Genomic DNA, 17,707 nt, shown 5'->3' on the forward strand with positions numbered 1-17,707 from the left:
GTCAGTGGTACTTCCCTGAGCGATTGTTGAATGCGGGCTTGGTGCCTTCCAGCACGGTCACGACGGCGCTGTTTAGCGCTGGGTTTTCCAATGAGCCGGCGACGTAATTGATGCTGCAGTTTGAGGCTCGGTCAAACGATGCATGAATAATCTGCTCGGCGTCACAGACCACCGCCAGGTTCGGGTTATGAGTAACCATGATGATCTGGCGCTTCTCTTTGGCCTTAGATAGCACCGGAACCAAGAGACGGAACACAGTCTCGTTGTCCAGGTTTTCTTCGGGCTGGTCCAGGATGATGGGCGTCTTGCCGTTGTCCACCAGCAGATAGAAAATCAGCAAGAGTGCACCGCGCTGTCCGGGAGACAACTGCTCAATCTGCGTATCCTGGAAGAGCAGTGAATACCGCGGCTCAAGAAAATCGAGTCCGAAAATCAAGTCGTAGACCGAAACGGCCGATTGATCCTTCTTCAGCAGGCTGGCAATGCCGACCTCAGCGCCAGGCCCCTTGGCCGCCTGTTCGAGCGTTTCATGCAAGGCCTTCGCAAAGTCCAGGGCGCCTTGCTTGGTGTTTAAGTCGTGGCTATCAAACAGCTTCTTGACCGTCAACAGAGCCTCGTCTTGGCCACGCAGAACACCTGAGGTTTGTTTGATCAAAGAGAAGAGGCGTTCTGCGATGGCCTCGGCCGAAGCGGCCAGCGTCGCCTGGAACTGCAGCCGGTAGTCCTCACGGATCAAGTCATTCGCCTTGATCAAGTCTTGCACCGGCTTGAAGAGCTCTTCTCGCGCCTTCCTTTGGGCGTCCAAGGATTCAAAGATTTCGGCCGTCAGCTGAAGTCGCGCTGCTTGCAGTTCCACGCGCTTGGCAGGCAACTCTTTAATCTGGGCTAGTCTGGTTTCCAGGCCTACCTTGGTGTCCGGGTCAGTCGGCGTGCCAGTCAGAGCATCCAGCTTCTTGGTCCATTCTGCGAGCTGGTGTTGGTACGTTTCGAACTGCTGTTGACGGGCGTTGAGCTTGGTCGCGTGTACCTTCTTCTCTTCGTCGAGAGTCGCGAGGGCGCTGGCCAAAGTGCCAGCCTCGGTCTGCAAAGTTGACTGCTCTGCCGTGAGGGCAGTAGACCGTTCATCGAGCAAACTGGTCTTGATCTCCAGCTTAGCCACGTCGGCCCAGTTCAAGCCTGCAAGCTGGAGATCTTCAGCCACCTGTTGCTGGGCTTGCTCGTAGGCGCGTTGGAGTAGTCGCAGCTGCTCCCTTGCATTGGCTATCGCCTTCTGCTTCTTGGCGATTGAGGTGAGTTCTGACTGGATCTGCTGCGTGCGCTTGGTGGATGCTTCGATTCTTTGAGCCGTGGCCGCAAGCGCTTCGGCGGCTTCCTTCTGCTCGGGTTCCAGGGTTTCAGGCGGCGGGGCAACTTCCACCGGCTTGATCTTCTGGTGCTCGTCGATCTCGCGTGTCTTGACCAGCAGCTGGTCCGTCAGCTTCTTCTCCTCAATTGGCTGGAGCTGGTCTTCAATCCGAGCGATGGTGGCGTTGAGGGTCTTCAGCTCCTTGCGGAACTCCCCCAGTCGATTTCTCAGCGCTTGTTCTTGCTGTTCGGTGAGCTGATCGAAATCGAGCGCGCCAAGACGCATCTCCTCGCTGGTATGCGAGAAGATGACGGCTCGCAATTCCTTCTCAAACGCGTCTGACTTTCCAGAAACGTGATCGTTGCAGAGCTCCTCGAAGTAGTTCTGAGGGATGTATCTGACCAGCTCCTGCTTGTCGTCTGTAGGAAGAATCTCCAGCGTTCGCGCCTCTGTGCTCTCGTCTTGCCACGTCAAGGTGCCTGTGAAATGACGTGCAGGATCTCCGCTCTTACCCAGGAAGCGGTCGCGCTTGAGGAAACTGAAGTGCTTTGCTTGCCGGGAGTGACCAAGGGTCGCAATCACATCAGCCAGGGCGCTCTTGCCGCTGCCTTTGTTTCCGATGATGGCAACAAGGTCAGGATTGAGCGGCAGATCGCAGCCGTGCAGCCAGTTGCCGATACCAGTCTTGGTGCCCGTCTTGGTGACTTCGATCGACTCGATGAAGTGAGTCTTGCTAGTCTCTACGGCCTGGAGCTTGGGTGGTTTTTCTCCAATGAACGACCGCTTGGCCGGTTCCAGGATCGCCTGCTTCAATCCATGGAAAGACAGGTCAGCTTTGATCCAGGTTTTTTTGCCTGAAGGGAAGTCGCCGTACCCACGGCGGTCGTTGTCGCCCGCGACGCCGACGAAACAGTGTGCATCGCTGCCGGAGACAACGAGCCTCGGGATGCTCTTGAGACCATGCTTGAAGTTGCCGATCCAAGCCTTGTTCTTCGGCGTTTCCTCGCAGAGGAATGCAGTTCTGAGCTCGGCATTGCGTGACTCGAAGATGGGAGACGACTCAAGGAGACCGAGGAAGTAGGCATAGTGGTCCTCCCACTTCACCTCTGTCAGGCCATCACTCGTGTCGAATGGCATGAAGCCGATGGCTTGTCCGTCGGGAACCTTCTTGATGGCGGCTTTGTAGCTGTCAGCCTTCACCTCTGCCAGCTTGTACCCAGCCATCAGGGCTTCTTTTTCGTCACTGTCTACGGCAGCCCTTTTGTGGCCCTTCTTCAAGAGCATGTCTTCAGCCGTGCCTCTCGCCAAGTCAACCAGAGACTCTTTGGAAACGGCCCTGTCCGTGCGTTCAAGCTTCAGGTCAGACAGGAACTCTCGCAGATGGTGGTCTGGGATCGTCTCTGCGAAGATGACGTGTGCATTGAGGCGCTTGGTCGTCGGGGCGGAGAGTCGCAGCTCGATACCCGGAAATACGATCTTCTTCAGCGCGGGTGCGCCAGGTTCAGCCAGTCGGCGCTTGAGCGCGAACCATCCGTCAAACGTCCAGTAGTCCATGATCGCGAAGACGGCCGGCTCAGCGGCATTCATCGCTTCGATCATTTCGTCGATCAGCGTGCGGTTCTCAGGAGAGGACATGTCTCCGTCGAACTTCTTGCCGGTCCAGTGGAAGGACGCCGGTGTGTGCACGTGCAGATCCCACTGGCGCCAGACTGAACCTCTGGCGATCTCCCTTTTTGACATTAGATTAGCTCCCATTGAATACAGAAAAGGGGCTGCTCTTTGACTTGTTGTTTGAGCTGGCCTTCTAACTGACTGATGATGTCGTTGCGTTGGGCCTCGATTTCATCTTGTTTGTTGAAGAGTTCGCGACGCAGCTTCGTGCGCGTACTCTCAAGCTCACGTTGTTTCTTTTGCCACGACAACTTCTCGTCCAGCGTCGGCGCACTGGCTGCCGTACGCCGGACTTCTTTGATCTGCCGGTCGATCTCCTTGATCTCCTGCTCGATGCCCAGCTTGAGGTCGTCGGCCCAGTCGTCCAGCTTCTGGACCTCTTGCTCGAAGTAGCCCAGATTGCGCTGGTTGATCTCACGCAAGATGTCCATCCTGCGGCCCAGACTGTCCTCGGTGAGTTCGGACACCGGCTCATTGCCATCGCACGGCCCTTCCATCTTCACGGGTAGGCGCAGGAGTTTCGACGGGTCGTCTTCGGCCAGCGGTGAACCGTCGACGGTGACGGCGGCCACGACAAGCCGCTCTTCCAAGTTGCCCAGCGCTTCCACTGCGATCAGGCTCACGGACAGCCAACCAGACTTGCCGCGATAGTTCTTCAATGTGCTGATCTGCGTGCCGTAGGCGCCGTAGTCAAACAGCAGTTTGGCCATCGGCAGCTTTCGGGACTTGGCCTGGGTTGTTACCCACTCGGCGAGTGGATGCCCGATCCGATACAGATGCGATTCGCCTGATCTCCGGGGCAATTCGTACCGTCCCAGCTCGACACCAGCAAGTGCGGAGCTTGGAAGTCGCTCTAGGACGAATCCTTCTTCATCGAATGTTGCGTGTCCCGCAAGCTCTGCTCGCGTCAAGTCCAGCAGCATGCGCTCGTACTTGCTTCGTGCGGCGCTGCTGGCTTCCGCTCGTATACGCAGCTTGTCCTGTACCTCTTCATCGAAGTTCTCAAGCAGGATCTGCCGCGTTTTGACCATGGCTTCGTTGATCTCGCCGGACAGGTCGCGCTGCAGCTGCTCGAAGCTGGTCTTGATCTCCTCAGGATCGCGGCAGTTTTGGTAGATCTCTGCAATGCGGCGTTCGAAATCGACGCCCGACCCGATGGCGCCCAGAACTTCGTCGCTGGCACCAAACACGCCCTCGAAGAGTTGGAACTTTTGGTCCAGCAACTCGTAGACGCGGGCGTCGGCTTCGTTGCTGCGGTCAACGAAGTTGACCACCACAACGTCAAACTTCTGTCCGTAACGATGGCAGCGACCGATGCGCTGTTCGATCCGTTGCGGGTTCCACGGCAGGTCAAAGTTGATCACCAGCGAGCAGAACTGGAGGTTGATGCCTTCAGCGCCTGCCTCGGTGGCAATCATCACCGTGCCACGCTCTTTGAAGTGCTCCACCAGGGCCGCGCGCGTGTCTGCCGTGCGCGAGCCGGTGATCTTGTCGGTGCCCTGGTGGCGCTTGATCCAGTCCGCGTAGACGGCCTGGGCACGGGCGTCGCTGTTCGTGCCGTTGAAGAGCACGATGCCTTCACCGTACGGCGTCTTCTCTAGAAGCGAGAGCAGGTACTCCTGAGTGCGCTTGGACTCTGTGAAGATGATGGCCTTCTTGGCTGCCCCCAGGCGGCCCAGCTCGGCGAACGCCTTGTCTAGGGCTGTCAGCAGCGCGGTGCCCTTGGCGTTCTCGCGGATGTTGGTTGCCAGGGTCTTGAAGTGCCGTAGCTCGGCAATCTCCTGTGCAACAGCGTCGCGCTGGGCCGCTGGCGATGCGTCTGTGGTCTCAGCGCTGCCATCCCACTCGTCTGCGGTTTCGTCGAGTGACTCGTAGTCGTCGTCGAGTACCTCCGCCAGATCAGGGACATCTGGGGATGCTTCGAGCTCGCCTTCGAGGCGCTTGGCCATTGTCTCCAGCGCGCCTGCGATTGCGTGCGTGGACGAGGCCAGTAGCTTCCACAGCACGAGTGAGATCAGCTGCCTCTGGCCCTCGGGCAGGGCTTTGAGGTTTGGGCGGCGCAGGTAGTCGGCCACCAGGTTGGAGAGTTCGCGCTCCTCGGTGGAAGGGGTGAACTCCTCCACCATGGCACGCCGCGCCGTGTACGGAACGTACTGCTGCACCTGCCGGCGCAGCGTTCGCTTGCACACGGTCGCAAGTCTGGAGCGCAGCGCTGCAAAAGCCTGCTCACGGGGCTGCGCGGTGAACTGCGAGCGGAAGCTGTCGATGTCACCGAACACGCGGTCATCGATCATGCTGACAAGGCCGTACAGCTCCAGCAGCGAGTTCTGCAGAGGAGTGGCGGTCAGCAGCACCTTCGAGTGGACGTGCGCCAGCGCCTCTTTCAGCGTCTTGGCGATGACGTTGCTGGTCTTGTAGACATTGCGCAGGCGGTGGGCTTCATCCAGAACCACCAGATCCCACTCGACGGCCTTGATGTCATCGGCCTTGGCCTTGGCGAACTGGTACGAGCAGATGACGGGGCCTGTTGCGCCTTGGAAGGGATTGCGGCGGTCTTGCTTGCGAAGGGTGTTGTAGCTCTTGGCTTCCAGCAGAACACTCTGCAGGTTGAACTTGTCTTGCAATTCCTGGTGCCATTGCTTGCGCAGGTTGGCGGGCACGATGATCAGGATGCGACGGCGGCGCTCAGCCCAGCGCTGGGAGATCACCAGCCCCGCCTCGATGGTTTTGCCGAGCCCTACTTCGTCGGCCAGGATGACGCCGCGCGATAGTGGATTCGCACAGGCGAACAGGGCTGCCTCGACTTGATGGGGGTTGAGGTCAACTTGCGAGTCCACCAAGGTGGAGGCGAGCGACTCAACAGAGTCGCCCGCCGCGCGTCGGGTCAACAGCCAGGCGTAGTACAGGCTTTGATATGGCGTCAGCGTCTGTTGCATCAGACTTTCCCCTCCGCCTTGACTTGCGACCATTTCGCGCCGCGTCCCTTTCCTGTTGGGGCAATCACCCCCTCGGCCTTCATGGCGCGCAGGATCACGCGCACCATGTCGCGGCTGATGCCGGGGCAGGCCTCTTCGATCTCCGAGATGGAGAAGGGCAGTTGGCGTTTGAGAATTTCAGAGCGAACGCGGTCGCCCTTGGCGCCACGGCCTCGCTCGATGGTGCCCACGCGCTCTTCAAATTCCTTGTAGGCCCGCAGCAGGGCGCCCCAGAAGTAATCGAGCCACGGGGCGATGTCGTGTGCGGCCTCGTGCCAGCCCTGGGAGCTGGCCTCCAGCGTTTCGTAGTAGCTCTCCTTCGACTCTTCGAAGATGCGCTCCAGGCTGATAAAGCGGCCCACCGCATAGTCGAAGTGATAGAGCAGCTGCAGGGTGAGCAGACGTGCCATGCGGCCGTTGCCATCCGGGAACGGGTGGATGCACAGGAAGTCGAGGATGGCCAGCGGCACCAGCACCAGGGGGTCTGCCAAGTGCTGATCCAAGGCCAAGCGGTAGCGCGCGATCAGGTCCGCCATCGCGATGGGTGTGAGGTGCGCGGCAACCGGACGAAAGCGGATGCGTGAGCTGCCATCGGGGTGGCGCTCGACGATGTCGTTGTTGGTGGCCTTCCAGTGCCCGCCTGGTTGGGGCATGTAGCGGTACAGCATGCCGTGCAGCTGCAGGACCGTGCCTTCGGAAAACGGCATCTGCTCACCGCTCTCATGGATCAGACCGAGGGCATCGCGGTAGCCTGCCACCTCTTGCTCGGAACGGCTTTGCGGCGTGGCATTCTTGAGCACCAGGGACTTCAGCCGGTGCGCGGCGACGACCACGCCTTCCAGGCGGTTCGACGACTCGGTGGACTCGACCACTGCCACTTGCCGCAGATCGCTCAAGACCTCCGGCGACTGCGCCACGAAGAGCTGCTGCTTGCCCCTGTACTCACCCAGGGCGCGCAACGTCGCCAGCTGCTGCGCGTCGAAGCGCAGCTCGGCGAGGTAGTCTTGCGAGAGTGATTGCATGCGGCAGCATCCGAGACGAGGAAGAATGGGGTAATACTACTGCAAATTGGGGTATGTTTGATCTTCATTGCCCCAATAACTCGATGTTTACCCCAATTGGCCCTGTCGGATCAGCTTGCGGACTCCGGTTCGTCGGGATCGGTAGGCGTCACTTCAGGCGCCGTGCCCTTGACCGGCCTCTCTGCTTCGATACGCAGTGGCTTCAGCCGATGTGCCGGTTTGCCTTGTGATGCGGTGCCGTAGACCCTCTGAGTCTTTCGGGATAGGTGGCCCAGCCCTCGGCTGACCGCGTCTGCGTCGCCGTTCCGTTTGGCATCTGCCCCCCATTGGTGCCTGAGGCAATACGCCGTCACGGTGTGCGGGTGCGAAGGCCATAAGCAGCCAGCTAAGCGCCGTACCTCTGCAGAGAAGTTCATGGCGCTCGTGACCTGAACGACGACAGGGGTCCCGGCCGTGCCGGGCAACAGCGCCTTGATCATCGACAACAACGGATGCGTGTCTCCCGCCGCGTACGTCAGGCGGCGATGCGGCTGCCCCTGTTCCCGTTTGGCCTTCACACCAGCGACCTCAAAGTGGATCTCGATCTCCTGCGTCGCTGCATCTGGCGTTTGCCAAACCTTGACGCCTCTCTCCAGTTCGCTGGGGCGGCATCCCGTCAGCGCTGCGACCAGCAAGGCAGCACCGTACCGTCCCGCACAGCCGCGACTGCAGAGTTGGACGCGCCAGTCAGGGGGAAGCCCACTGAGGGCTCGCCGTTTGCTGTTGCGTAGCGCTCGCAGACCGCCCAGGCCTCTTCGCCGAAGTTCGAGCAGGGCCTGCACGCGCGCGATTTGTTCGTCGAACGCAGCGATGTGTCTTTGTGCTTGCTCATCCGAAACGGGTTCGATGATGCTGCCCAGCAATTCCAACTGCCTTTGCTGCAGAGTGAACCGCAGGGCGGACATGCGCTTCTGGAACGTGGAGGGGCGTCGGGTGTCAGATACCACGCCGATCAGCCCGTCCTGCGCCACCTTGGCTCGTCTGAGCAACGATTGCCCGAGTCGCAGGTAGTCGTGCTCCGTGTCGGGCGAGCGACCGGCATTGCGCGAGCGGTCGGACGCAAGCTGCTGTAGAAGGTTGGTGCTTTGAAGCATCTTGGCTTTTAGGCTTTGTATGAGCTTGCTCATGCACCGCTCCTCTCGCATCGCGGACGGCGGGGCGGACTCACCGCAAAGACTCGTGGTTGCACGGGCGGCGGCGAGGCGTGCAGCTCCAGCCCGCCTGGGTATCGGGTGACTTTCGCTTGCGGGTATTCCGCCAGCACTTTGGGTAGGGCAAGCAAGAAGCTCGCGCGGAAATCGTCCTCGGCACGAACGCCGCAGTACTCTTGCCCGAATTGCAGGCGCAGCGCCGCCCACGGGACGGTCACGGGTGGCCCCTTGATGAGGTGAAGCCGGTAGGCCAGCCATGTGTAGATGTCGATGCACAGGGCGGACCCGGTCAAAGCGTGAAGCGCACGACGATCCAGTGGAACGCCGTGTGCGCGCAACTCTTTGTAGAAGTCGTCGGTGAGAACAAGAACATTGGGCCACTTGTTGAGTTCACCGGCAGAACGCGGCAGCCAAGCTTCGTACTGCTTCACGGCCATGCTGTTGAAGGTATGGTCGGCGAAGCCCATCTGAAGCCGACAGGCAGCCATGGCGTTGAGCTGGCAGCGCAGAGTCTTGTAGCGACCCCCTTGCGTGTCAGCGAGGCCAATCAAGCGCATGAAGTCAGCGGGCGTGCGACCAATTTCGATGGCTGGCGAACTGCTTCGCAGGGCCAACGTGGCGATACATGCCAAAGCAAGGCGCGGGGTAGCGCCGTACGGGATGGGCTGAGGAACCGGCACGCCGGCAATGCTGAGGATGCCTGCCTGCACGTGCAGCCATGCCGAACCGACACGACGCTGGAACTCCCGCTCCTTCACTTTCCGACGCGGCAGGCCGGTCTGACAAAGGATGGAGTGATGGAAGATCAACTCATTCCAATCTGGTGGGTCTTGCGCGATGGCGACCCCTGCTTCAAGCAGCTTGGCGTCACGAGCGCTGAGCGCCTTTGGCTGAGCGTCAGGTAGCGGAAGGGCGTCTGCTCGCAGCGAGGGCTTTGCCGCCTGGGTCGTGCGCGGCAAGTACTGCGTTCTCGCTGCCAGTGCATGGGCATCTTCTCCGGAAATGCCTCGTGCGATCAACGCGGCGGCATACTCGGCGCGGAGGGCTGCGTCGCCGTCGATGGGGAAGTCGTCAAGGGAGCTCATTGCTCACCTCCCTTGGCCGACGCCTGTGCTGCGGTGTTTTGAGCCCATCGAGCCCGAGACAGCTGCTCGGCTTTCGTTGGGCGGCCCCGGGGACGGCGCGGCGGTGGCGGCTCGGCGGGGCGTGTGGACTCGATCCACGCAAGAACATCTCGCTCATACCAGCACAGGCGGCGGCTATTCGGAAGCTTGAATGGGCGGGGGATCAGGTGCGCGTACTTGGCGTTGGTTGCGCACGTCCTGATGGTCGTTTCTGTCTTGCCAATGAGGGAGGCAAGTTGCTCTATGAACAGAATCCGTGGCAGATCGGCCGGTGGGGCCACGGGCGGCAACGTAGGAGCGATGCTGACGGGGGCGAAGCCCTCCGCCACAGCATGCGCGACCGGTTTGGGCGCGCTTTTTGACGGTGCGGGGCGTGATGAGTCGCCATTGCGGGCGACCGGAGATGATCTCGGCATAGGGGTCTCACAAGCAAACGCGCTTGCGAGAGCCGAAAGCAGAGGGCGCCAAAGGCGCCGCACCTCTCGGGTGGCTACACGTGGGTGACGTGGAACAGGTTGGGTGCGCTTGCAACCAGTCCGCTACACCCTGGCGGATTGCCGAGCGTGATGCTCTCTTGATCCCGGCTATCTCTCAACTTGCTTCGCCGGAGCCTCATCTGCCCTTGACCGTAGCCCACACAGTTTTTACGAGGGTGTCTGGCAGATCCACTGTGTGCTCACCCGTGAATGCCAGTATGGGGAAATTCCCAGCGGCGTCAAGTCGTAAGCCCGGCTCGCGCCAAGCGTAGGACGGCGGCCGGTCAAAACCACATCGACTTGCTGGGCCATTCTTGGGCCATCGAGGGCCGAGATTTACTCCGAATCGTCATTCATGACGATCAAAAGCAAAAAAGCCCAAGTGCTTGATCCACTTGGGCTTTTCCGTTTTTTGTCTGGTCGGGGTGAGAGGATTCGAACCTCCGGCCTCTACGTCCCGAACGTAGCGCTCTACCAGGCTAAGCTACACCCCGATGTCTTGTTGTGCTTTTCTTATGTCCCGAGGGCCTTAAGAATGTCGCTCAACCGACTGAATTGCGAATTCTAGCAGAGATTTTGTCCACTTGTTGGAAGGAAGTGCTTTGAGGCTGTCGGCCGCGATGCGAGCTTCCTGTCGAGCGGCTTCGCGCGTCGATTCCAGAGCGCCCGTGGCGCGAACGATGGACACGATCTCTGCGAGGCGTTCTTGTTCCCCGTGCTCAATGGCGTGACGCAGCAGGGCTCGCTGCTCGGGCGTGGCGCGTTCCATGGCGATGAGCAGTGGCAGCGTGGTTTTGCCCTCGCGCAGATCGTCGCCGATGTTCTTGCCCAACTCCTGCGTGTCGCCTTCGTAATCCAGCACGTCATCGATGAGTTGGAAGGCGGTTCCTAGCGAGCGTCCGTACGCAGCGCAGGCTTCCTCGACCTCTGGCGTCGAGTCCGCCAGCACGGCCCCGAGTCGGGCGCTGGCCTCGAACAGTTTGGCGGTCTTGAAGCGAATGACGCGGAGGTAGTCGTCCACGCTGATGTCCGGGTCGTGCATGTTCATCAGCTGAAGGACTTCGCCTTCAGCGATGACGTTGGTGGCCTCCGCTAGCACATCCAGCACGCGCATCCGCTCGACGGACACCATCATCTGGAATGCGCGCGAGTAAAGGAAGTCGCCGACCAGCACGCTGGCTGCGTTCCCGAACAGGGCGTTCGCCGTCGGCTTCCCGCGCCGCAGCGAGGACTCGTCGACGACATCGTCGTGCAGCAGTGTGGCGGTGTGGATGAACTCCACCACGGCGGCCAGTTCAAAGCGGCCGGCACTCGTGTGGTTCAGCGCGTTCGCGAACAACAAAACCAGCTTCGGCCGCATGCGCTTGCCGCCGGCGTGCACGATGTAATGTGCAATCTGATCGATCAGCGCGACGTCTGAGCTGAGACGCTTGGCGATCACTGCATCGACTTCCGCCATTTCGGCGGCCAGCAACGACAGGGCCTCGGCGACTTCAGAAGGGGGCGAGGCAGTCTCGATGCTCACGCTGAACTCTCAAGCTAGGGAGTCGACGATTATAGAAACGGTTGCAATGACTCCTGAGCGGTCGCTGGCCGCTTCTGTCTGTTCGTCGGTGGGGGGTGTACTTGTGCGTTCTTTGTGCGTGTCATAGAATCATGGGCTCTTTGCGCGTCGGCTCGTTTGACGCGCTGAGGGATAAAACCCATAAAAAGGCCGAGCGGTTCGTGAGCACAGCGCTTGCGGCGATGTTCGGTGAGTGCGCCCCAGGGCGTGAAAGGAAGTTTCATGTACGCGGTCATCAAAACCGGCGGCAAGCAATACAAGGTTGCTGCTGGTGAAAAGATCAAGGTTGAACTGCTCGACGCGGAAGTCGGTGCTGTTGTCACGCTGGACCAAGTCCTGGCCGTGGGCAGCGGCGACGGTCTGACTGTCGGCGCCCCGCTGGTGGCGGGCGCTACCGTCAGTGCCACGGTCGTCAGCCATGGCAAGCACGACAAGGTTCGCATCTTCAAGCTGCGCCGTCGCAAGCACTACAAGAAGAGCCAGGGCCATCGCCAGAACTACACCGAGCTGGAAATCAGCGCGGTGAACGGCTGATCCCATCTTCTTTCGCTAATTTCTAGGAGCTAAACATGGCACAGAAAAAGGGCGGCGGTTCTACACGGAACGGCCGCGATTCCAAGCCCAAGATGCTGGGCGTCAAGGCTTACGGTGGTGAACTGATCTCCGCTGGTTCTATCATCGTGCGTCAGCGCGGCACCCGTTTCCACGCTGGCACCAATGTCGGCATGGGCAAGGACCACACGCTGTTCGCGCTGGTTGATGGTCACGTGAGCTTCACGACCAAGGGCGCCAACAACCGTTCGACGGTTGTCGTCACGCCGCTGGCTGCCTAAAGCAGTCACCGCAGGCGAGTGCATCGCCTGACATCCAAGCCCCGGCACACCCGGGGCTTTGTCATTTCTGAAGTCTGGCGCGTTGCACGACGGTGCGCCGGGCTCAACCCAGCCATTACGATGGCCGACCGCCATGAAATTCGTTGACGAAGCCACCATCGATGTTGCCGCCGGGAACGGTGGTGCGGGCTGCGCGAGCTTTCGCCGCGAAAAGTTCATTCCGTTCGGTGGGCCCGATGGCGGCGACGGTGGCAAAGGCGGCAGTGTTTGGGCCGAAGCCGATCGCAACCTCAACACCCTGATCGACTACCGCTATGCGCGACGCCATGAGGCGCGCAACGGCGAGGCGGGGCGCGGGTCCGACTGTTTCGGCGCCGCAGCGGACGACATCGTGCTGCGCATGCCCGTGGGCACCATCATCACGGACCTGGAGACCGAATCGGTCATCGGCGAGTTGTTGGAGCCGGGCCAGCGCATCCTGCTGTGCAAGGGCGGCGATGGCGGCTTCGGCAACCTGCATTTCAAGACTTCGACCAATCGTGCCCCGCGGCAGAAGACGCCGGGCTGGCCGGGTGAGATCAAGAAGGTTCGCTTGGAGTTGCGGGTGCTCGCGGATGTGGGCCTGCTCGGGCAGCCCAACGCGGGCAAGTCCACCTTGATCACGGCGGTGTCCAACGCCCGGCCCAAGATTGCGGACTACCCGTTCACGACCTTGCACCCCAACCTCGGGGTTGTGCGCGTCGCGCCCGAGAAGAGCTTCGTCGTGGCCGACATCCCGGGGCTGATCGAAGGGGCCGCTGAAGGCGCCGGCCTGGGGCACCAGTTCCTGCGACACCTGCAGCGCACGCGCTTGCTGCTGCACGTCGTGGACCTGGCGCCGTTCGACCCGGAGGTCGATCCGGTCAAGGAAGCCAAGGCCATCGTCGCCGAACTCAAGAAATACGACGCCGAATTGCATGCCAAGCCGCGCTGGCTCGTGCTGAACAAGCTCGACATGGTGCCGGAGGAAGAGCGTGCGGCGCGGGTGAAGGATTTCATCAAGCGCTATAAGTGGAAGGGCCCGGTCTTCGAGATCTCGGCGCTGACCCGTGAAGGCTGCCAGCCGTTGATTCACGCGATTTACGACCACGTGGCCGCTGAGCAGCGCGTGATCGAAGAGCGCGACGTTCGATTCGACACACCCCAACCTGAAGATCCCGCCACCGAATGAGTTTGCTGTCCAGCGCGCGTCGAATCGTTGTCAAAGTCGGCTCCAGCCTCGTCACGAACGAGGGCCGGGGCGTGGACGCCGAGGCGATTGCGAACTGGAGTCGGCAACTCGCGGCCCTGGCTGGGGAGGGGCGGGAACTGGTGATGGTGTCCAGTGGCGCCATTGCCGAAGGCATGAAGCGCTTGGGCTGGGCGACCCGGCCCAAGGAACTGCATGAATTGCAGGCGGCTGCGGCCGTCGGGCAAATGGGGCTGGCGCAGATGTACGAAAGCCAGCTCAGCGCGCACGGCATGCACAGCGCGCAGGTGCTGCTGACCCACGCGGACCTGGCCGACCGGGAGCGGTACCTCAACGCCCGCTCCACCTTGCTGACGTTGATGGCGCATCGTGTGCTGCCGGTGATCAATGAGAACGACACGGTCGTCAACGACGAGATCAAGTTCGGCGACAACGACACCTTGGGCGCGCTCGTGGCCAACCTGGTGGAGGCTGATGCGCTGGTGATCTTGACCGATCAACGTGGTTTGTATTCGGCCGACCCGCGCAAGGACCCGACCGCTCGGTTCATCGACACCGCGCAAGCCGGCGATCCGGAACTGGAGCGCATGGCCGGAGGTGCCGGTTCCAGCATCGGCCGCGGCGGCATGTTGACCAAGATCCTGGCGGCCAAGCGTGCGGCTGGCAGCGGTGCGGGCACCGTGATTGCGTGGGGGCGCGAGCCGGATGTGTTGCTGCGCCTGGCGCGCGGCGAGGCCATTGGCACGGCCCTTCATGCGGCCACGGCCAAGCTGCAGGCCCGCAAGCAGTGGATGGTGGACCACCTGCAGATGCGCGGCTCCGTCACGGTGGATGCCGGGGCGGCCACCAAGTTGCGTGCGGAGGGCAAGAGCCTCCTGCCCATCGGGGTGATCGACGTGCAGGGGGACTTCCACCGCGGCGATGTGATCGCGGTGCAGGCGCCCGACGGTGTGGAGCTGGCGCGTGGGCTGGCCAACTATTCCAGTACTGAATCACGCCTGATCGCACGCAAGCCGTCGGCGGACATTGAAGCCCTGCTCGGCTATGCCGCCGAGCCGGAGCTGATCCACCGCGACAACCTCGTGCTGCGCTGAGCTGCGGCGGGCGCCGAACGTACAGCCGCTGCGCGGCTGAGGCGCGCTGACGCGCTCTCAGCCGGGGCTGTCGAGTTCCGGCGGTGGGGCGGCCTCGTCGCTGCCGTGTGCGGCCGGCGTGCGATCGCGGTGCATGGGGCGCATGCCTGCACGCAGGTACCGGTTGTGATGGTTGATGCGCGGCAGAAAGCGGGCCAGTTCGGTCAGCGCCATTTCGTACACGCCGCGCTTGAACTCGATCACGGCCTCCAGCGGCACCCAGTATTCGTTCCAACGCCAGGCGTCGAACTCCGGGTGGTCGGTGGCGCGCAGGTTCATGTCGCAGTCGCGGCCCAGCATCTGAAGCAGAAACCAGATCTGCTTCTGACCCCGGTAGTGGCCCCGTGCATCGCGGCGGATGAAGTGCTCGGGCACCTCATAGCGCAGCCAGTCGCGCGTTCTCGCGATGATGCGTACATGCTCTGGCGTGAGCCCCACTTCCTCGTGGAGCTCTCGGAACATCGCCTGCTCAGGCGTTTCACCGTGCTTGATGCCCCCTTGCGGGAACTGCCACGAATGCGTCCGGATGCGTTTGCCCCAGAACACCTCGTTGCGCTGGTTGAGCAGGATGATGCCGACGTTGGGGCGGAAGCCTTCACGGTCGAGCATAATCAACCTCAAATCTCTAGTTGGTTCGATTATTGCATCGGGCCGCAGTTGCGGCAGCGCCCTCGCTAACCCGGAGATTTTTTTCAGTCTTGTTGTGACTTCGGCCGGGTTTTGCCCGGCTTTTGCATTCCCGCCTGCCCATGAAAGCTTCTCAGTTCTTCATCTCCACCCTCAAGGAAGCGCCCGCCGATGCCGAGGTCGTGAGCCACAAGCTGATGATGCGCGCCGGCATGATCAAGCGCCTGGGCGCGGGCATCTACAACTACATGCCGATGGGCCTGCGGGTCATCCGCAAGGTTGAAAAGATCATCCGTGAAGAGATGGATGCCGCGGGCGCCGTCGAGTGCCTGATGCCCGTGATCCAGCCGGCTGAGCTGTGGCAGGAGACGGGCCGTTTCGACAAGATGGGCCCGGAGTTGCTGCGCGTGAAAGACCGCCACAACCGCGACTTCGTGGTGCAGCCCACCAGCGAAGAAGTCATCACCGACATCGCCCGTCAGGAGCTGCGCAGCTACCGTCAGCTGCCGAAAAATTTTTATCACATCCAGACCAAGTTCCGCGATGAACGCCGTCCGCGCTTCGGCCTGATGCGCGGCCGCGAGTTCACGATGAAGGATGCTTACTCCTTCGACCGTGACATGGACGCCGCCGGCCGCAGCTACGACAACATGTACGCGGCCTATTGCAAGATCTTCGACCGCTTCGGCCTGCAGTACCGCGCCGTGGCGGCCGACACCGGCGCCATCGGGGGCGACCGCTCCCACGAGTTCCAGGTGATTGCCGACACCGGCGAGGACGCCATCGTCTACTGCCCGACGAGCGATTACGCCGCCAACATTGAGCTGGCTGAGGCCGTGGCGCTGCTGTCCGCCCGAGGCGCGGCCACGCAAGGGCTGACCAAGACCCCCACGCCGGGCAAGAGCACCTGCGAAGACGTCGCCGCGTTGCTGGGTCTGCCGCTGACGCAGACCGTCAAGTCGTTGGTGCTGGCCACTGATGAGTTGGACAAGGACGGCCTGATCACCAAGACCCAGGTCTGGCTGCTGCTGGTGCGCGGCGACCATGAGCTCAACGAGGTGAAGGCCGGCAAGGTGGAAGGCCTGAAGGGCGGCTTCCGCTTCGCAACCGCAGGCGAGATCGACGCTCATTTCGGCTGCAAGCCCGGCTACCTCGGCCCCATCGGCCTGAAGGCGCCCCTCAAGATCGTGGCGGACCGCACCGTGGCCCAGATGGCCGACTTCGTGTGCGGTGCCAACGAGGTGGACTTCCACTTCACCGGCGCGAACTGGGGCCGTGACCTGCCCGAGCCCGATGTCGTGGCCGACATTCGCAACGTCGTCGCCGGTGATCCGTCGCCGGATGGCAAGGGCGAACTGGCGATCCAGCGCGGCATCGAGGTGGGGCATGTGTTCTACCTCGGCACCAAGTACTCGGCCGCGATGAACGCGACCTTCCTGGACGAAAACGGCAAGCCCAAGCTGATGGAGATGGGCTGCTACGGCATCGGCGTGACCCGCATCCTGGGCGCGGCCATCGAGCAGAACCATGACGCCCGCGGCATCATTTGGCCGGACGCCATGGCGCCGTTCACGGTCGTGATCTGCCCCATCGGTGCGGACCGCAGCGAGGATGTGAAGCAGGCGGCGGACAAGCTCTACGCCGAGCTGAAGGAGCTGGGTGTGGATGTGCTGCTGGACGACCGCGGCGAGCGCCCGGGCGCGATGTTTGCCGACTGGGAACTGATCGGCGTGCCACACCGCGTGGTGCTGGGGGACCGTGGCCTGAAGGAAGGTCAGGTGGAGTACCAAGGCCGCCGGGACGAAGCCGCCACCAAGGTCGCCGTGGCCGACATCGTGGGCCACCTGAAGGGCAAGCTCAAGCTTTGAAGCGCCGGGTTCTCCTGCTGGGCCTCGCCGGGGCGCCCCTGCTGGCGCAGGCCGGGGCCCAGGTCGAGGAGCCGCTGGCCGACGCGATCCGGTCGGCGCTCAGCGCGTCCATTGCGCAAAGCGCACCGCCCCGTCCGCGTTTCGAGGCGCACGAGGTCGAGGCGCGCATGGCCTACCTGCGCTGGCTGGGGGCGATGAGCGAGCGGCTGAAGAAGCGCAAGACGGAAACCCAGATCCGCATCGAGTTCCTGGAAACCGTGTGGTACGAGGCCAAACGCGCCGGTCTGGAGCCCAGCTTGGTGCTGGGCCTCGTGCAGGTGGAAAGCGGCTTTCGCAAGTACGCGATCAGCGTGGCCGGTGCCCGCGGCTACATGCAGGTGATGCCGTTCTGGACCAAGGCGATCGGGGACGGCGACGCCTCGCGCCTGTTCCACATGCAGACCAACCTGCGGTTTGGCTGCGTGATCCTGCGGCACTACCTGGACATCGAGCGCGGCAACCTGTCCATGGCGCTGGGCCGCTACAACGGCAGCCGGGGCCGGCCGGAGTACCCGAACGCGGTGCTGGCGGCGCGGCGCCAGTGGCTGCTGCCCGGCGAGGTCTGAGCCAACGTCCGCTCGGACGCTGTGCACAGCGCGCGGTGGCTTTCGG

At 62.1% G+C, this 17,707-nt stretch carries 13 protein-coding genes and 1 tRNA gene; 6 read left to right on the top strand and 8 right to left on the bottom strand.

All coding sequences use genetic code 11. From position 1 onward, the window contains the following. Position 1: 1 nt before the first annotated feature. From ACG01O_RS02325 to ACG01O_RS02355, 7 genes are all read right to left on the bottom strand, one after another. Complete coding sequence (locus ACG01O_RS02325) at positions 2 to 3,100, bottom strand: TrlF family AAA-like ATPase (RefSeq protein ID WP_474102018.1); 3,099 nt, start codon at positions 3,098 to 3,100, stop codon at positions 2 to 4. Beyond that, positions 3,085 to 5,952: an SNF2-related protein gene (locus ACG01O_RS02330; RefSeq protein WP_394380938.1), complete on the bottom strand. Its 2,868-nt coding sequence runs from the start codon at positions 5,950 to 5,952 to the stop codon at positions 3,085 to 3,087. The genes ACG01O_RS02325 and ACG01O_RS02330 overlap by 16 nt, the downstream gene beginning before the upstream one ends. After that, complete coding sequence (locus ACG01O_RS02335; RefSeq protein ID WP_394380940.1) at positions 5,952 to 7,013, bottom strand: Fic family protein; 1,062 nt, start codon at positions 7,011 to 7,013, stop codon at positions 5,952 to 5,954. The genes ACG01O_RS02330 and ACG01O_RS02335 overlap by 1 nt, the downstream gene beginning before the upstream one ends. A gap of 110 nt (positions 7,014 to 7,123) precedes the next feature. Continuing rightward, complete coding sequence (locus ACG01O_RS02340) at positions 7,124 to 8,179, bottom strand: site-specific integrase (protein WP_394380943.1); 1,056 nt, start codon at positions 8,177 to 8,179, stop codon at positions 7,124 to 7,126. Beyond that, the gene (locus ACG01O_RS02345) at positions 8,176 to 9,288 is read right to left on the bottom strand and encodes a replication protein RepA (protein ID WP_394380945.1); all 1,113 of its coding nucleotides are present in this window, start codon (positions 9,286 to 9,288) and stop codon (positions 8,176 to 8,178) included. The genes ACG01O_RS02340 and ACG01O_RS02345 overlap by 4 nt, the downstream gene beginning before the upstream one ends. 932 nt (positions 9,289 to 10,220) lie before the next feature. Beyond that, positions 10,221 to 10,297, bottom strand: a tRNA-Pro gene (locus ACG01O_RS02350). Positions 10,298 to 10,332: 35 nt separating this feature from the next. Continuing rightward, positions 10,333 to 11,262 (bottom strand): polyprenyl synthetase family protein, encoded by a 930-nt coding sequence (locus ACG01O_RS02355; protein ID WP_394382480.1) that lies wholly within the window; start codon positions 11,260 to 11,262, stop codon positions 10,333 to 10,335. 327 nt (positions 11,263 to 11,589) lie between these two features. Between ACG01O_RS02355 and rplU the strand changes: the two genes are divergently transcribed. The 4 genes from rplU to proB all read left to right on the top strand — a co-directional run bounded on the left by rplU (position 11,590) and on the right by proB (position 14,522). Further along, entirely contained in the window at positions 11,590 to 11,901 is a 312-nt protein-coding gene (gene rplU, locus ACG01O_RS02360; RefSeq protein WP_268165086.1) for a 50S ribosomal protein L21, read from the top strand. A 35-nt stretch (positions 11,902 to 11,936) separates the two neighbouring features. Continuing rightward, entirely contained in the window at positions 11,937 to 12,200 is a 264-nt protein-coding gene (rpmA, locus tag ACG01O_RS02365) for a 50S ribosomal protein L27 (RefSeq protein ID WP_394380948.1), read from the top strand. 133 nt (positions 12,201 to 12,333) lie between these two features. After that, positions 12,334 to 13,410: a GTPase ObgE gene (gene obgE, locus ACG01O_RS02370; RefSeq protein WP_394380950.1), complete on the top strand. Its 1,077-nt coding sequence runs from the start codon at positions 12,334 to 12,336 to the stop codon at positions 13,408 to 13,410. Next, positions 13,407 to 14,522, top strand: coding sequence for a glutamate 5-kinase (gene proB / locus ACG01O_RS02375; protein ID WP_394380953.1), 1,116 nt, complete (start codon positions 13,407 to 13,409; stop codon positions 14,520 to 14,522). The genes obgE and proB overlap by 4 nt, the downstream gene beginning before the upstream one ends. 57 nt (positions 14,523 to 14,579) lie before the next feature. Here proB and ACG01O_RS02380 read toward each other — a convergent pair whose 3' ends face one another. Then, entirely contained in the window at positions 14,580 to 15,170 is a 591-nt protein-coding gene (locus tag ACG01O_RS02380; RefSeq protein WP_394380956.1) for an RNA pyrophosphohydrolase, read from the bottom strand. 140 nt (positions 15,171 to 15,310) lie between these two features. Here ACG01O_RS02380 and ACG01O_RS02385 point away from each other — a divergent pair, with 140 nt between their 5' ends. Together ACG01O_RS02385 and ACG01O_RS02390 are read left to right on the top strand one after the other, a co-directional pair. Beyond that, positions 15,311 to 17,056, top strand: a complete 1,746-nt coding sequence (locus tag ACG01O_RS02385) for a proline--tRNA ligase (protein WP_394380959.1) — start codon at positions 15,311 to 15,313, stop codon at positions 17,054 to 17,056. After that, the gene (locus ACG01O_RS02390; protein WP_394380962.1) at positions 17,053 to 17,661 is read left to right on the top strand and encodes a lytic transglycosylase domain-containing protein; all 609 of its coding nucleotides are present in this window, start codon (positions 17,053 to 17,055) and stop codon (positions 17,659 to 17,661) included. Before ACG01O_RS02385 ends, ACG01O_RS02390 begins: the two co-directional genes overlap by 4 nt. Positions 17,662 to 17,707 lie beyond the last annotated feature (46 nt).

The organism is Pelomonas baiyunensis (assembly GCF_043555935.1).
In the GTDB taxonomy this organism is placed as follows: Bacteria; Pseudomonadota; Gammaproteobacteria; order Burkholderiales; family Burkholderiaceae_C; genus Pelomonas; species Pelomonas baiyunensis.

Excerpts from the sequence above, each read along its gene's own strand:
- ACG01O_RS02325 (WP_474102018.1), bottom strand. The coding sequence starts at position 3,100 with ATGGGAGCTAATCTAATGTCAAAAAGGGAGATCGCCAGAGGTTCAGTC.
- ACG01O_RS02330 (WP_394380938.1), bottom strand. The coding sequence starts at position 5,952 with ATGCAACAGACGCTGACGCCATATCAAAGCCTGTACTACGCCTGGCTG.
- ACG01O_RS02335 (WP_394380940.1), bottom strand. The coding sequence starts at position 7,013 with ATGCAATCACTCTCGCAAGACTACCTCGCCGAGCTGCGCTTCGACGCG.
- ACG01O_RS02340 (WP_394380943.1), bottom strand. The coding sequence starts at position 8,179 with ATGAGCAAGCTCATACAAAGCCTAAAAGCCAAGATGCTTCAAAGCACC.
- ACG01O_RS02345 (WP_394380945.1), bottom strand. The coding sequence starts at position 9,288 with ATGAGCTCCCTTGACGACTTCCCCATCGACGGCGACGCAGCCCTCCGC.
- ACG01O_RS02355 (WP_394382480.1), bottom strand. The coding sequence starts at position 11,262 with ATGGCGGAAGTCGATGCAGTGATCGCCAAGCGTCTCAGCTCAGACGTC.
- rplU (WP_268165086.1), top strand. The coding sequence starts at position 11,590 with ATGTACGCGGTCATCAAAACCGGCGGCAAGCAATACAAGGTTGCTGCT.
- rpmA (WP_394380948.1), top strand. The coding sequence starts at position 11,937 with ATGGCACAGAAAAAGGGCGGCGGTTCTACACGGAACGGCCGCGATTCC.
- obgE (WP_394380950.1), top strand. The coding sequence starts at position 12,334 with ATGAAATTCGTTGACGAAGCCACCATCGATGTTGCCGCCGGGAACGGT.
- proB (WP_394380953.1), top strand. The coding sequence starts at position 13,407 with ATGAGTTTGCTGTCCAGCGCGCGTCGAATCGTTGTCAAAGTCGGCTCC.
- ACG01O_RS02380 (WP_394380956.1), bottom strand. The coding sequence starts at position 15,170 with ATGCTCGACCGTGAAGGCTTCCGCCCCAACGTCGGCATCATCCTGCTC.
- ACG01O_RS02385 (WP_394380959.1), top strand. The coding sequence starts at position 15,311 with ATGAAAGCTTCTCAGTTCTTCATCTCCACCCTCAAGGAAGCGCCCGCC.